We start from the raw sequence: 14713 nt of genomic DNA, 5'->3' as shown, positions 1-14713 counted from the left end.
CTTTTGATGGTCAACTTAGTGACACAGTAGTTACTGATGACTGGATTCTTGCTCTGAGATTAGCAGCTTATTCTCGCATCAATATTGGGACTGTAACCGCTTTAAGTAACAATTCCGGTGTCTTTTCATTCCCTGAGCCCGGAAAGCACAACAGTTTAAAAAGTGGAATGACCTTTGATGAGCATGCAAATATAATACTTCAGGCGACTTCAAGTGAGCAGAATATTTTTCTGCCTACAGGGAACGGGTTTTGCATGCTAATTAAAAGAGATTTGATATCAAAAATAGGATATTTTGATGAAAATAATTTTCCCAGAGGTTATGGAGAAGAAAATGACTTTTGCATGAGAGCAAATCATGCTGGTTTTGAAAATATTTTAACACCTTCAGCCTTTGTTTTTCATGTTAAATCTGCGAGCTTTAAAAACGAACGAGAAAAATTAGTTAAACAGGGAGAAGCGAATCTAGCTAAGCTTCATCCTACCTACTTCAATGAAGTCGCTAAGGCGTTTGGCGGCGATCAATTAAAAAATTTGCGGTGCATAATTAGGAAGTCCCTGAGCTTCGAATAAGAAAAATGCATATCAATATTAAGTTGGCTGCAGGAAGTTTTTTTCATAAATTGAGTGACTTGCATACCTATCCTCACAGATAAGTAGATTGCACTTAAGGAAAAAACTTCTGGCGGTCAACTTATGATTTTCGCAATAAAAAATTCTCCAGTAAAAGATTAAAACTTATAAATGAAAATTTCGATAGCAGGCCTTGGCTACGTGGGCCTCTCCAATGCCGTGCTCCTCGCACAGCATCACCAAGTCATTGCGCTGGACATCGACCCTGCCAAGGTCGAACTCATCAACAACCGCCATTCCCCCATCGCCGATGCCGAAATTGAGGACTACCTCGCGCACAAGCCGCTGAACTTGCGCGCAACGCTCGACAAGCAGGCCGCCTACGCGGGTGCCGATTTCGTGGTGATCGCCACGCCCACCGACTACGACCCCCAGACCAACCGCTTCAACACGCGCTCGGTCGAAGCGGTGGTGCGCGACGTGATGGCGATCAACCCCTCGGCGGTGATGGTGATCAAGTCCACTGTGCCGGTGGGTTTTACCGAGCGCATCAAGCGCGAATTGGGTTGTGACAACCTGATTTTCTCGCCCGAGTTTTTGCGCGAAGGCAAGGCCCTGTACGACAACCTGCACCCGTCCCGCATCCTAGTGGGCGAGCGTTCTGCGCGCGGGCAGGCGTTTGCCGACCTGCTGCGCGAAGGCGCGCTGCGCCAGGACGTGCCGGTGCTGCTGACCGACAACACCGAGGCCGAGGCCATCAAGCTGTTCGCCAATACCTTTCTGGCGATGCGGGTGGCGTACTTCAACGAGCTGGACACCTATGCCGCCGTGCATGGGCTGGACACCCGGCAGATCATCGACGGCGTGTGTTTAGATCCGCGCATTGGCGCGCATTACAACAACCCATCTTTTGGTTACGGGGGTTATTGCCTGCCCAAGGATACGAAGCAGCTGCTCGCCAATTACCAGAACGTGCCACAGGAGCTGATGCACGCCATCGTTGAATCCAACCGCACACGCAAGGATTTCATCGCCGACAGCGTGCTGGCCCGCCAGCCCAATGTGGTGGGCGTGTACCGTTTGGTGATGAAAGCCGGCTCGGACAATTTCCGCGCTTCCAGCATCCAGGGGATCATGAAACGCATCAAGGCCAAGGGCATTGAGGTGATTGTGTATGAGCCAGCACTGCACGAGCCCAGTTTCTACCGCTCGCGCGTGGTCAATGACTTAGCGGCGTTCAAGCGTGAGGCGGATGTGATCATCGCCAACCGGTTTACCGAAGACCTGCAAGATGTGGCAGACAAAGTTTATACACGAGATTTATTCGGCGGTGACAGCTAGAACTGCTAAGTTTTATGTTTGAACCGCCGAGAAGTTAGGGCTAGAAAAATGTCGCTGATTGTTTTGCTTGGAATGCACCGTAGTGGTACATCTGCTACCGCAGGGCTTATCACGCATTTTGATTATTTCCCCGGACATCAGTTAATCTTGGGAGATGAATTTAACAAAAAAGGATATTTTGAAGACAAGAAAATTGTTGCTCACAATAAAAATCTACTTCAGGCAATGGATTTGGTGGGTTGGCAAGATGCTGGCCCTGCAAAAAAAATAGAAGAAAATAATGGCTGCTTAAATTTAATAAAGCAAACTAAAAAAGTTTTCCTTGACCAGTATAGTGAAAAAAGCAATAAAGTACTTAAGGATCCACGTGTTTGTAGAACACTGCCTTTTTGGTTAAAAACATTTGATGAGATTAAAGAAAGAGCACTGTATATTTTTACGTTACGAAATCCGGATGATATAATTAAATCTTTGTTGCGAAGAAGCAGAGTGCATCCAAATCATTCGGCTTTGCTGTATGCTGCTTATTTGATTGATGCAGAACGCCACTCACGTGGACAAGTGAGAGCACTTGTCAGGTACGAAGATCTGCTGAATAAAACCCGTGATGTTCTTGGGGAGTTAGATAATCGATTAGGTACGGCATTTTTGGCAGCGGATCCTAAAACATTATCTGATGCTTGTTCTTTTCTTGCTCTAGAACTTAACCACAAATCTGATGCGCTTTCAATAGAAAGTTCTATATTTATTGATTTTGCCCACGAGGTGTATAAAGCGTTCGATCGTCATTTTTATGACGCTTCGCCGGCTGTGTTTGATCAACTGCAAGACAAACTTGATACGCTGCGGGCTATGCTGGAGCCTTGGTTAGCGAAGTCTGCACGCATCGAGGCGATGGAATCTCAGATTTTTGTACCGGGCCAAGCCATCTACGACGCTGCCAGTCAAAATGCGTATGCAACGGTTTACTGGAAAACGCCAAGTCTTAATTACCTCCAATCCCGAAGTTTGGTTCAGCCTTGCAAATTTGGGGGGGATGAGCAAACATTGGTATTTTCGCTGCCTGCCACGCCAGACCGTTTTCTTTCCTTGCGTCTTGATCTGACAGATCGACCCGCACTGTGCGAAGTAAGGGAAATTTCACTAAACGATGCGATGGGCGGCGTTCGATGGACGGCCAAGGATAGGCATGATTTTGTAAATATTTCTGCTGACATGCGGCTATTTTTCGATGAAGGCGATAGATCTGGTTTTACAGTTATTTCGACTGGATTTGATCCTAAGGCTGAGCTGGCGATACCCGAAGCAATTTTGACCGAAGCAGGTGAAGGCTGGACCCTGACTGCTAAGGTCAAATTTCGATTGTTGAGCGAAGGTGTACCTGGTGTTGTGAACCGTTTGCAATCATCCATCCGGCAGGCGGATAACGCACAGCAAGCGTTGAAGACATCAATCGCTGAGGTTTCATCGTTGAAAATGGAGTTGGCTGAAAAAAATAGCGCATTGCAAAAGCAGGCTTCTGAGTCTGATGCTTTGCGCGTTCAGTTGTTACGGGCTGAAGCACAGCTTGAATTGCTCAAGGATTTGATGATTTCAGGTTCAGAGCTAGATCGTCTTTAATTTTGCAAGGTTTCAAATTTGAAGTGCAATTTTCCTTAAAGTAAAAGAATTGACCAAAATTGAGCGGCAATCCTCAGATTTCATCTGTAAAAGTCAACAGCTTGCTGTGGGGTGTGTAATCTGATGCCTTGGACGCTGAGTACCGGTATGGCGAGTGAACGGTTGCAGGCTGTCTTGGCCCAATACGAGCCATTGGATTTTGCTGTGTTGGTGGGCAGCCGCGCCAGTGGGCAGGCAAATGCCCACAGCGACTGGGACATTGCTGTGCGCTGGGCCTATGGTCTGGACTTTTGGACAGTTTTGGGCCAAACCGAAACCTTGCGCCACCAGTTGGCCCAAGCGTTGGGTACCATGCCTGAAAAAGTTGATCTCATCGACCTGCGGCAAGCCAATTTGGCCATGCGTGCCACCGTGGCCCAGGACGGTGTGGTGCTGCACGGTGAGCATACCTTGGCTTGGATACACTTCTTGCAGCGCACGTGGCGTGAACTGGAAGATTGGGAATGGGAGCAGCGCCATGCAGCTTGAGTTGTACCAGCAGGAGACCGCCCGTATTGCGGCCGACAACCGGGCGCTGTTGCGTTCGGCTGTGGAAATTTTGCAGCAGCGCGCCCTCACCCCGCTGGAGGAAGGTGGTGTCCTGCACGCTTTGCAGGTGTTGATCGAAAACGCCATCGGAAAGTCCAAGCAATGGCTCAAGCATTGCCAAGCTCCAGTGCCCGTTTCAGCCTACGATGCCTTCCGTTCACTGGCTTTGCTGGGCAAAATTCGGCACGAGGATTTGTCTGTCTGGAACGCTGTGGTCGGCCTGCGCAACCGCATCGTGCACGACTACATGAATATCGATATGCAGCAAGTGCTGGGTCTAGTGACCAGCCAAAAGTTCGAGTTTATTGTGAACTTTTTACTTGAACCAATTTTGAAAAAGTAAGTATTTTTAAATCAAAAATGCTTTTTATAAATTTCTAAATTTTTAAAGGAGATAAAGCAATGAAAGTTACCAAAGCCGTCTTTCCCGTTGCGGGTCTGGGCACCCGTTTTTTGCCCGCCACCAAGGCCAGCCCCAAGGAGATGTTGCCGGTGGTGGACAAGCCGCTGATCCAGTACGCGGTGGAAGAGGCGGTGGCCGCTGGCATCACCGACATGATTTTTGTGACGGGGCGCAGCAAGCGTGCGATCGAGGACCACTTCGACAAGGCCTACGAGTTGGAAACCGAACTGGAGCGGCGCGGCAAGACCGAGATGCTGGCGTTTGTGCGTTCGCTGCTGCCGTCGCACATTAAATGTATTTATATTCGGCAAGCCGAGGCGCTGGGGTTGGGCCATGCGGTGCTGTGTGCGCAGCCGGTGGTGGGCAACGAGCCGTTTGCGGTGCTGCTGGCCGATGATTTGCTCGACGGTCAGGGCCACCAGCCCGTGATGCGCCAGATGGTGGACGTGTACGACTACTACAAGTGCTCGGTATTGGGTGTGCAGCAAGTGCCGCTGGCCGACACCAAGAGCTACGGCATTGTGGACAGCCGCCCGGTGGCCGACGATCTGGAGGCGGTGCGCCGTATCGTGGAAAAGCCCCAGCCGGAGCAGGCACCTTCCACGCTGGCGGTGGTGGGGCGCTATGTGCTCACGCCGCGCATCTTCCACCACCTGGCCCATATCGGCAAGGGCGCGGGGGGTGAGATCCAGCTGACCGACGGCATTGCCGCCTTGCTGGCCGAGGAGCAGGTGCTGGCCTACCGCTACCAGGGCAAGCGTTACGATTGCGGTTCCAAGCTGGGTTACCTAGACGCCACGCTGGCGCTGGCCCTCAAGCATCCTGAAGTCGGGGCCGACTTTGCCCGCTTGCTGCAAACCTACACTGCCGAACATGCCGCCGCACAGCCCAATGAATCCTGACTTGCACACCGCCGGGGCCACTACCGCCGCTACGCCATCGATGCGTGCAAGTCAGCACGGTTGAAACGCCCAACGGCTTGAGCATGCCACCATGCGCCTGAACCCAGAACAGATTGAAGCCATCAAGCAAACCGCCTGTGCGGTGTTGGGCGATGGTGCCAGAGTGATTCTGTTTGGCTCGCGTGTGGACGACGCAAAAAAAGGCGGAGACATTGACCTGCTGTTCGAAACCGACCAGCGGGTGGCCAACCGTGCCGCCACCCTCGGGGTCATCTATGTGGCACTGATTCGCCAGTTGGGCGACCGCAAGATCGACATCCTGCTCAAGGACAGCGCCACCCCGCCAGCCCCCGTGCTGGACATTGCACGACAGACCGGTATCCAGCTATGAGCCTCAAATACCTGCCCGAACACGCACAACCCGCGCTGCTGGCGCTCGACTTGGCGCGCAAGGAGGCTGGACACCTGCGCTACAGCCAAACCACCTTGTTTGCGTTGCCCATCGACCTGGCTTGGGTGCAAGGCCTGGGCGACCAGCCTGAGGTGGCTGAAAAAGTCGAGGCCTTCGTCAGCCGCTTTGGCAGACTGCAAGACCATCTGGGCGAAAAACTGCTGCCACGCATGGCGGCCTTGGTCGGTGAAAGGAGCAAGACGTTGCTCGATACACTGGCCATTGCCGAAAGACTGGATCTGCTGGCCTGTGCCGATGCGTTCATTGCCGCGCGCAGACTGCGCAACGCCTTGGTGCACGAGTACATGCACGATGCCCAGACTTTCTTGGACAGCTTGTTGGCCGCACAACAAGCGTGCGACATGCTGTTTCAAGTCGTTGAAAAGGCGCACGCCGAAGCTGTGCGCCTGGGGCTGGCAAATTGAATATCTGCACGCAAGGCCGGAAGGCGATCCCTGAAGCATCCTGAAGTCGAGGCCGACTTTGCCCGCTTGCTGCAAACGTATACTGCCGAACATGCCGCTGTACACCCCAATGAGTCCTGACTTTTATACCGCCAGTGCTACGCCGCTCGCACATTCTGGGGCCATTGTGCCCAAGGTGGCGGTGGTGGTGCATGTGTACTACCCGGCGTTGTGGCCCGAGATCGCTGCACGCTTGCGTGCTCTCTCGCATCCCTTCGATCTCTGGATCACCACCACCACCGATCGGCAAGAGTCGGTCACAGCACAGGTGCGGGCCGATTTTGCCGAAGCACGCATCCACGCTCGCCCCAACGCAGGCATGGATGTGCTGCCGCTGTTGCATTTGGTGCCCGAACTGGTGCGGCATGGCTATGTGGCGGTCTGCAAGCTGCACACCAAACAGGGCGATGGCGAGTTGGCCGAGGTGTGGCGTGGCGTGATGCTGGACGCTTTGGTCGGGGACGATGCCTTGTTCCACCAGACCGCGCAGGCGTTCGCCAGCAACCCGGCGTTGCACTTGGCAGGCCCGTCCAGTGTGTACCAGTCGGTGCGCAAATTGATGCTGGACAACGCGCCGGAGCTGGAGCGGTTCTGGTCGTTGTGGACGGGTCAGCCTTGGCCGCAGGACGGTACTTTCGATTGGGGTTTTTTTGCGGGTACGATGTTCTGGGTGCGCCCCGAAACCTTGCAACCTCTGGCCACGGCGTTGTTGGAACATGCTGGGGCCTGGTGGGAGGCGGGTTACCAGCAAGACGGCCAAGCGGTACACGCCATTGAGCGCCTGTTGGGCTATTTGCCGGTGTGGCAGCGGGGGCAGGTGGGGTTGATCTACGAGGAAGCGTTGGGCGGTGTGTTGCACACCGTGGCAGCGCCTGGCCCAATGGGGCAAGCTGGCGTGGGCGATGTGATGCGTCAGTACCGCACCTTGGCGCAGGAATTGCCGCACTGGCACAGCACAGGCTTGCTGGAAGTTCCACACTACTTGGCCCAGTGCCCTGAACTGGCGGGTACGCCGGTGGACTTGGCCGCGCATTACCTGTTGATAGGCAGGTTTCAGGGCCGTACCCCCAGCCCAAATTTTGACGCGGCATTGTATGCGCCCGTGCTGGCCGCTGAGCCGGTGGACTGGATGGCCGAGCAGCAACGTTTGCGCACGCCCGGTCTGGTGTCGGTGGTGGTGCCAGTGTTGAACCAGCCGGAACTGACGCGGGCCTGTGTGGTGGCGGTGTGCCAGCACACACAGCAGCCTTTTGAGCTGCTGCTGGTGGACAACGGCAGCGATGCCACCACCCAGATGGTTTTGCAAGAACTGGCCGATCAACACCCGCAGGTGCGCGTATTGCGCCAGCCACACAACTGCAACTTCGCTTGGGGTTGCAACCTGGGTTTTGCTGCCAGCAGCGGGCAACACGTGGTGTTCCTCAACAACGATACGGTGGTCACGCCCAACTGGTTACCACCCTTGGTGCAACCCTTGGCCCGCCCCGACGTGGTGGCGGTACAGCCCCGCTTGTTGTACCCCAATGGAACAGTGCAAAGCATGGGCGTGGTGTTTGCACCCGATCAGCCGGTGGGGTACGCGTTGTACGCGGGTTTGCGCCCCGATGAGCGTTGGGCTGGGCGCAGCCGCCGTTTGCAGGCGGTCACGGGCGCTTGCATGGCGGTGCGTGCCACCGACTTTGCCGCTGTGCGTGGTTTCGATCCGGTGTACCTCAATGGGCAGGAAGACATTGACCTGTGCCTGCGCTTGAGCCGTGCGCACGGTGGAGCCAGTGGCTGGTACGCTGCCGACAGCACTGTGCTGCACCACGAATCGGCCACGCCCAAGCGTACGCAGCACATTGCCCGCAACCGGGCGGTGTTTGTCCGTCGTTGGGCTGGTGGGGTGCGCGCTGACGATACACGCCACTATGCACTGGATGGTTTTGATGTGGTCGCCCGCCCCCCGGAAGGCGGTGCCCCGCGCTTGCAGCCGCGCCCCATGCCGCAGGTGCGCCCCGTGCACGATTTGGAGCCCATCACCGGCATGGCACACGGCTGGCGTGCCACGGGTGACGATCCTTACTTTGGCATGGACTGGCCACCTTACCGCCAACCGCGCGATGGTTGGCACAAACTGGACGTGCGCATCGAGTCCGCCACCCGCAAGGGTTGCGCCAAGCTGTATTTCGATTTGGGCGAGGGTTTCAACGAAGCGCACGCCATCCCATTGCCTTTCGACAGCAACCGCCCGGCCAGCCGCGTGTTTCATCTGCCCGTTACGCCGTTGGCGTGGCGGTTTGACCCGCTGGACAAGGATGGGCAGTTGGTGCTGCGCGATTTCAACGTCACGCCGCTGTCGCAGCGCGAGGCCCAAGAGTGGATGCAGCAGGCCACAGGCCTGTGGGGCAGTGATGTGCGCTTGGCGGCCTTGCAGGCTCAGTACGCCGAGTTGTTTGAACTCAAACCGGGGGGCTATGGCCTACCACGACTGGATCGACCAGGTGGAAACGCCCAGCCTGCCCACGCTGCAACAGGTCGATGCCGTCATGGCCAACTTGGCGCAGCACCGGCCATTGATTTCGGTGGTGATGCCCACCTACAACACGCCCGAAGTGTATTTGCGGGCTTGTATCGATTCGGTGCTGGCGCAGGTGTACCCACATTGGGAACTGTGCATTGCCGACGACCATTCACCCGATGAGCGGGTGCGTGAGGTGTTGCGGGAATACGCTGCGCGCGACGCACGTATCCGTGTGGTGTACCGTGCCGAGAACGGTCACATTTCGCGGGCTTCCAACAGTGCGCTGGAGTTGGCGCAGGGCGAATTTGTGGCCTTGCTGGACCACGATGATGCCTTGCCCTCGCACGCGCTGTATTTCATGGCCTTGGCCATGAACGAACATCCTGATACGCAGATTCTCTACAGTGACGAAGACAAGATCGATGCCAAGGGGCAACGCTCGGAGCCGCATTTCAAAAGCGACTGGAACCCCGACTTGTTCTATTCGCAGAACTACGTCTCGCACTTGGGGGTGTACCGGCGTGATCTGTTGCAACGCATTGGCGGCTTCCGCTCCGGCGTGGAGGGCAGCCAAGACCAGGATTTGCTGTTGCGTTGCCTGCCCCACGTGACAGCAGCGCAGGTGGTGCATGTGCCCCGTGTGCTCTACCACTGGCGTGCCTTGGAAGGCTCCACCGCCCGTGCGGCAGGCGAAAAAAGCTACACCACCGATGCCGGGCTCAAGGCTTTGCGTGATCATTTTGATACCCATGGCCCAGCGGGTACCACAGTGGAAGCCGGGCTGGTGCCCAACACCTACCACGTGTGCTGGCCCTTGCCCGAACCACCGCCTTTGGTCAGCTTGCTGATACCGACGCGCGATCGCAAAACCATCACCGAGTTGGCGGTGCGCAGTATCTTGGACAAAACCACGTACCCGCACTACGAAATCCTGATTCTGGACAATGGCAGCGTCGAGCCCGAAACGCTGGCTTGGTTTGCGGATATTCAAGCCGAAGACGCGCGCGTCAAGGTGCTGCGTTACGACCGCCCGTTCAATTATTCGGCCATCAACAACTTTGGGGTGCAGCACGCGCGCGGCAGCATCGTTGGGTTGGTCAACAACGACGTGGAAGTCATCAGCCCCGACTGGCTGACCGAAATGGTGCGCCACGCCAGCCGCCCCGATATTGGCTGTGTGGGGGCCAAACTGTATTACAGCAACGGTACCCTGCAACACGCTGGCGTGGTGATGGGGCTGGGGGGCGTGGCGGGTCATTCCCATAAGCACTTCCCACGTGCGCATCCGGGGTATTTTCACCGGCTGGTGTTGGTGCAAAACCTTTCAGGTGTGACCGCTGCTTGCTTGTTGGTGCGCCGCGAGGTGTACGAAGCCGCTGGCGGCCTGGACGAGGACAACCTGCACGTGGCGTTCAACGATGTGGACTTTTGCCTCAAGGTGCGCCAAGCTGGGTACCGCAACCTATGGACACCGTACGCCGAGTTGTACCACCACGAATCCATCAGCCGGGGCCACGAAGACACCTCGGAAAAACAGGCCCGCTTCAACAAGGAAGTGGCCTTCATGAAAAACAAGTGGGCCGACCAGTTGTTGGTTGACCCATGCTACAACCCGCACCTAACCAAAGACCGGGAAGATTTCTCGATTGGTAGCTGTTGACTGGAACTTGTGTGAAGAAGAAATACCTTTTTGTCCACATTGCAAAAGCTGCGGGCAGTTCCGTCAACAAGTTCTTCATGGATGCCTTGGGACGTGAGCGCTGTGCCGTACATCTGGAGAGCAATCCTCAGTGGCAGACTGAGGAAGGTCGGGCAAAGATTTTAGCGAAGCACGATTACCTGTCTGGTCATCTGGTCTATTGGGATTTCAAGTCCAAGGTTGATTTAAGTCAATTCAATGTGTTCACGTTCCTGCGCGACCCACGCGAGCATGTGATTTCTCATCTGGCGTGGATTCGGCACATTGCCGATCCTGGGCAAGAAAAAAGATTTGATGCTCATCCTGAATATATCCAGCGCCTTGCTAAAAAATTGAGTCAGGTTGATTTTTTAGATAGACAAAGTGTGTCCAGCTTTGTGGACAACCTAACACCAGTCGAACTTGCTTTGTTGGACAATCCACAAACGCGCTATCTGCGTTCTGGCCGTAACCGTGGTGCCGTTAACGCTGACGATGTATCTGATGCTGTTCAAGCCTTGCAAGAGATAGATGCTTTTGGTTTGGTGGATAGAATAAATTCGGATCTGGATCATGTTGCCAAATTAGGCGGTGTTGCTGCTAACATTTTTTCCTTGAAAGAAAATGTGCTGACTGAAAAGTACGGCATGTCTTTGCAAGATGCAGGATTGTTTAATGCTTTGAATCAGTTGATACGATTTGATCTTGCATTGTACGAGAAAGCAATCGGTTTAAAAAGCGCGGAAATTGTTGAAAAAACTTTATTAAATAATAAAAATCAGGATTTTGTATATCGGTTGGATAAGTTGCATTCTGATATTGTCGCTGGTTGGATTAAAACAGCATCTAATCAGCCAACCTCTGATTTTTTCGATGTGCTTGTAAATGGTCTTTATGTGGGCCAAGTGTGTCCAAACAAGTCAAGGCCAGATTTGATAATGGCATTTGGTTTTGGTTGCGCATTCAATCATAAATTTAAAAAAGATGTTGTGCTAAAAGATGGAGATTTATTGTCTTTTGTGAATGCTAGGACGCATGTTGTACTGTTTGAAAAGAATATTAAGTTATGAAAAAAGAAGTGTTTTTGCATATTGGCATGCACAAGACAGGATCTTCGTCTATTCAGGCATCGCTTAACAAATACCATGCACACGGCATCCGTTATGCAGATCTTGGGCCTGCCAATCATTCTGAGCCGCTGTTAACTGCTTTTTTACAGCATCCGGAAAAATACCATATCCATATTAAAAATGGACGATCCAAAGATCAGATACGTGATATTAAAGAAAAAGCATTGTTGTTGCTGGTGCGGGAGTTAAGCCGATCTGATTGTGAAAGACTTATTATCTCCGGTGAGGGACTTTCTTCTTTGTCCTTTAAAGAGTTAATTGTATTTAAAGAAGTCCTGTCCAGATTTTCTGAAAAAATAACAGTAATTGCTTACATTCGTGATCCTGTATCTTATATGTCTTCGGACTTTCAGGAGGCAGTGAAAGGAGGTTACTCTGGATCTGAATTGCCATTGCCCTGCTATCGAGAAAAGTTTGAAAAATTTTTCCGAGTGTTTGGGCGGAAAAATATAAATTTTAGACTGTTTAACAAGAAATCATTGGTTAACGGTTCTGTAGTTTCTGATTTTTGTGAATTAATAAATATCCCGCATACTTCTGTTGTTGAAAAATCCTCTAATGAATCTATTTCTTTGGATGCAGTTAAATTAATGTACCTTTTTAATAAAAAAGGGGTTATGTCATTGGGGGAAGAAAAAATTTTAAGGGCTCGAAAAAAAATGGTGATGTTAATTTCAGATATTTCTGATGAAAAATTCTTAATACCAGAAAACATCTGTCAAGCATATATTGATGTGCCAGATCTTCAGTGGATGGAGCAGCAAACTGGCTTTTCCTTATATAAATACGCCGCCACTCCGGATTCTGTTGCAAAACAATCTGTGTTTGAATGGTTTGAAGCCTTTATGAGTTCTTATTCGGAGCATGCCGTAAATTTTTTGAAAGATTTATTGCAAAAAAACCAGTGGAGCGTGGGTTTAAATGATAATATTTTGATTTTGATGAATAAACTTTACTACCATTCTCTAACTTCAGGGAGTGTTTTTGTTTTGGATAGCTATGTGGGTAAGTTGGTTAAAATTTTTGATTCATTGAGGGGGTCGCCCGATATTCATCATGAGAGTATGATGGCTTTGCTTGATTTAGCCCTTTGTATTCGGCCTGAGGGTAAAATTTTACAAAATAAAAGAGCTGATTTTTTGAAAAAAGGAATTCGATAATGTCTATGAGTTGCTATGTATTATTGAACAAAAAACTGGTATTTTTCTTTTCTTTTAAGTCTGGAAATACCAGTTTGGCGTACTGGATTTACGATTATCTAAAATCTAGGAATGATTTCATCATCAGTGATAAAAATATTCCTGTGTATTTAAATAATCCAAATATGCATGTTAGTGCAGGAATGGGTTGGTCGTTGATTAAAAATAATAATTTTAAAGGTGTAGTTCTTTCTAGAGATCCTTATGCACGCATAGTGTCCGCATTTGTCAATAAATTTGTTGTGGATGGTGGTCGTTGGATAAAAAATTATGATAATTTGGAGCATTTTTCGAAGAATTTTCTAGGTGATGCTGCTAAAGATGGAGTTAGCTTTATAGAATTTCTTAATTTGATAGATGCTTATCATATAAGTGGCCAAGAATTAAATAGGCATTTTGCCCCTCAGATCCCGGATAAATTTCTGAATAAAAAATTTTTTACATATCAAATTAAGTTGGAGTCTGTTGATGATGATTTAAAAAAAATGTGTGAAATTGAAAATTTGGTTTGGAGGCCATTTCCTAAATTACGTACAACAAAAACTAATTTAAGGTTATTTGATGGCGATGCATCGGAAATAAATTGTTTTGATTTGGCAAGTAAAGAAATTTTGCCAAAGCAAAAAAACTTACTAAATGCTGATACAGTTTCTTTAATAAACAAAATATATGAGAAAGATTTTTCTGTTTTTGGGTATGATAAATTGTAAATTTATCAACAATTGAAATTTAAAACTTTGATGTAAAATGAAAATAAATAAAACTCAAGCAAAAATAGATACACCTTTTGCTTTATTTAAAAATTTTTCTGTAAACAAAATTCATGGAGTTGAAGTTTTTTGTGTCTCTCCGCCAGAGGATGTTGTTGTTTCCCCTTTTGTTTTCATAAATGGAAATCAAAGCATCAAAAAATCTTTGGAATCAAAAGTAAAAAATTCTCCTCCGGTATTTATATATTCTGCGGATGAAGTAAAGCTTTTTGGTCACGGCCTTATAGTTGATTCTGACGAGAATCGTATTTTTGATCATCGTGCGATACCTGAAGTGGGTAGATTGGATCACGGATTCAACAAAAGAATATTGATAGAAAAAGATAGAAGCTTTGAATTTAAATCTGGATTGGTTAAAAAAAATCTTGATGAAGAAGTAGATTATGCTATATTATCCCAAGCTGGACAAGGGGTGTATGGCCACTGGTTGGTCGACATTCTTCCTAGACTTGCTTTGATGGAAAGTTGCGGTTTTGATGGTAGATATATTTTGCATGAACCGATTCCGCGTTTCGGATGGGATCTTATTGATGAGTTTGGCGTAAAAAGAAATAGATTTATTTCATTTGATCCGGAAAATCAATTTATCTCTACTCAGAAAGCATGGATTCCCGGTAGTGTTCGATCTGGAAATTCTTTTTCTAGAGTTTCTTTATTTGCTTTTCAAAGAATGAGAAAATATAGTATCAATTATTCTTTGCGAAAAAAAATTTATGTGTCTAGGGCGAATTTTCGTGGAAAAAATCAAATTATAGAAAATAGATCTTTATTGGAAAGTTTGGCTGTAAAAAATGGTTTTGATATAATTCACCCGGAGACAAAATCTATTTCTGAGCAAATAGAGATATTTTCCTCTGCTCAGTTTGTTGCGGGCGAGTACGGATCTGCCATGCATAACTCAATTTTTAGTCCATCTTTTTGTAAAGTTTTGGTTTTTCAGTCTTCTGAGCATCCACATTTCATCCAGGCTGGATTGTGTAATGTGGTTGGCCAATCGATTGGATTTGTTTTTGGAGATGCTGAAAAAAACTCAAGGAATTTTTCTGTGAACTTGTCTGATGCTGAAGCTGCTTTTGATTTAATGAAATAAGT

Annotated in this window: 13 protein-coding genes and 1 pseudogene; all 14 read left to right on the top strand. The window is 49.9% G+C overall.

The window, feature by feature from the left end; genetic code table 11:
- Positions 1-572 (top strand): glycosyltransferase family 2 protein (locus tag CON76_RS13170; RefSeq protein ID WP_169929038.1); only part of this gene is annotated, 572 nt, incomplete at its 5' end.
- Positions 573-743: 171 nt separating this feature from the next.
- Complete coding sequence (locus CON76_RS10435) at positions 744-1913, top strand: nucleotide sugar dehydrogenase (RefSeq protein WP_101103295.1); 1170 nt, start codon at positions 744-746, stop codon at positions 1911-1913.
- 48 nt (positions 1914-1961) lie between these two features.
- On the top strand, positions 1962-3533 hold the full coding sequence (locus CON76_RS12915) for a sulfotransferase (RefSeq protein ID WP_145995419.1): 1572 nt from the start codon (positions 1962-1964) through the stop codon (positions 3531-3533).
- 123 nt (positions 3534-3656) lie between these two features.
- Positions 3657-4061: a type VII toxin-antitoxin system MntA family adenylyltransferase antitoxin gene (gene mntA, locus CON76_RS10430; RefSeq protein WP_338063693.1), complete on the top strand. Its 405-nt coding sequence runs from the start codon at positions 3657-3659 to the stop codon at positions 4059-4061.
- Positions 4051-4464, top strand: coding sequence for a type VII toxin-antitoxin system HepT family RNase toxin (gene hepT, locus CON76_RS10425; protein WP_101103293.1), 414 nt, complete (start codon positions 4051-4053; stop codon positions 4462-4464). The genes mntA and hepT overlap by 11 nt, the downstream gene beginning before the upstream one ends.
- Positions 4465-4523: 59 nt before the next feature.
- On the top strand, positions 4524-5426 hold the full coding sequence (gene galU / locus CON76_RS10420; protein ID WP_101103292.1) for a UTP--glucose-1-phosphate uridylyltransferase GalU: 903 nt from the start codon (positions 4524-4526) through the stop codon (positions 5424-5426).
- 91 nt (positions 5427-5517) lie between these two features.
- A complete protein-coding gene (locus CON76_RS10415; RefSeq protein WP_101103291.1) occupies positions 5518-5817 on the top strand; it encodes a nucleotidyltransferase domain-containing protein in 300 nt (99 codons plus the stop codon).
- Positions 5814-6302 carry a hypothetical protein gene (locus CON76_RS10410; RefSeq protein WP_205758223.1) on the top strand — a complete coding sequence of 163 codons (489 nt, stop codon included), beginning with the start codon at positions 5814-5816 and terminating at the stop codon, positions 6300-6302. Before CON76_RS10415 ends, CON76_RS10410 begins: the two co-directional genes overlap by 4 nt.
- Positions 6303-6393: 91 nt before the next feature.
- A pseudogene (locus tag CON76_RS13605) lies at positions 6394-8157 on the top strand (glycosyltransferase); the annotation flags it as partial.
- Between the two features lie 640 nt (positions 8158-8797).
- Positions 8798-10504, top strand: a complete 1707-nt coding sequence (locus CON76_RS10400) for a glycosyltransferase family 2 protein (RefSeq protein WP_205758222.1) — start codon at positions 8798-8800, stop codon at positions 10502-10504.
- A gap of 11 nt (positions 10505-10515) precedes the next feature.
- Positions 10516-11592 carry a hypothetical protein gene (locus CON76_RS12910; protein WP_145995418.1) on the top strand — a complete coding sequence of 359 codons (1077 nt, stop codon included), beginning with the start codon at positions 10516-10518 and terminating at the stop codon, positions 11590-11592.
- Positions 11589-12812, top strand: coding sequence for a hypothetical protein (locus CON76_RS12905; RefSeq protein WP_145995417.1), 1224 nt, complete (start codon positions 11589-11591; stop codon positions 12810-12812). The genes CON76_RS12910 and CON76_RS12905 overlap by 4 nt, the downstream gene beginning before the upstream one ends.
- On the top strand, positions 12812-13561 hold the full coding sequence (locus CON76_RS10395) for a sulfotransferase family 2 domain-containing protein (protein ID WP_101103289.1): 750 nt from the start codon (positions 12812-12814) through the stop codon (positions 13559-13561). The genes CON76_RS12905 and CON76_RS10395 overlap by 1 nt, the downstream gene beginning before the upstream one ends.
- A 37-nt stretch (positions 13562-13598) precedes the next feature.
- Positions 13599-14711 (top strand): glycosyltransferase family 61 protein, encoded by a 1113-nt coding sequence (locus CON76_RS10390; protein WP_101103288.1) that lies wholly within the window; start codon positions 13599-13601, stop codon positions 14709-14711.
- The last annotated feature ends 2 nt before the right edge of the window (positions 14712-14713 follow it).

Origin of the sequence: Macromonas bipunctata, assembly GCF_002837135.1 — a bacterium.
In the GTDB taxonomy this organism is placed as follows: domain Bacteria; phylum Pseudomonadota; class Gammaproteobacteria; order Burkholderiales; family Burkholderiaceae_C; genus Macromonas_A; species Macromonas_A bipunctata.
The sequence above is the reverse complement of the archived record's forward strand: the minus strand, read 5'-3'. Positions and strand labels throughout refer to the sequence as shown.

Coding starts and splice junctions, on each gene's coding strand:
- CON76_RS10435 (WP_101103295.1), top strand. CDS start 744: ATGAAAATTTCGATAGCAGGCCTTGGCTACGTGGGCCTCTCCAATGCC.
- CON76_RS12915 (WP_145995419.1), top strand. CDS start 1,962: ATGTCGCTGATTGTTTTGCTTGGAATGCACCGTAGTGGTACATCTGCT.
- mntA (WP_338063693.1), top strand. CDS start 3,657: ATGCCTTGGACGCTGAGTACCGGTATGGCGAGTGAACGGTTGCAGGCT.
- hepT (WP_101103293.1), top strand. CDS start 4,051: ATGCAGCTTGAGTTGTACCAGCAGGAGACCGCCCGTATTGCGGCCGAC.
- galU (WP_101103292.1), top strand. CDS start 4,524: ATGAAAGTTACCAAAGCCGTCTTTCCCGTTGCGGGTCTGGGCACCCGT.
- CON76_RS10415 (WP_101103291.1), top strand. CDS start 5,518: ATGCGCCTGAACCCAGAACAGATTGAAGCCATCAAGCAAACCGCCTGT.
- CON76_RS10410 (WP_205758223.1), top strand. CDS start 5,814: ATGAGCCTCAAATACCTGCCCGAACACGCACAACCCGCGCTGCTGGCG.
- CON76_RS10400 (WP_205758222.1), top strand. CDS start 8,798: ATGGCCTACCACGACTGGATCGACCAGGTGGAAACGCCCAGCCTGCCC.
- CON76_RS12905 (WP_145995417.1), top strand. CDS start 11,589: ATGAAAAAAGAAGTGTTTTTGCATATTGGCATGCACAAGACAGGATCT.
- CON76_RS10395 (WP_101103289.1), top strand. CDS start 12,812: ATGTCTATGAGTTGCTATGTATTATTGAACAAAAAACTGGTATTTTTC.
- CON76_RS10390 (WP_101103288.1), top strand. CDS start 13,599: ATGAAAATAAATAAAACTCAAGCAAAAATAGATACACCTTTTGCTTTA.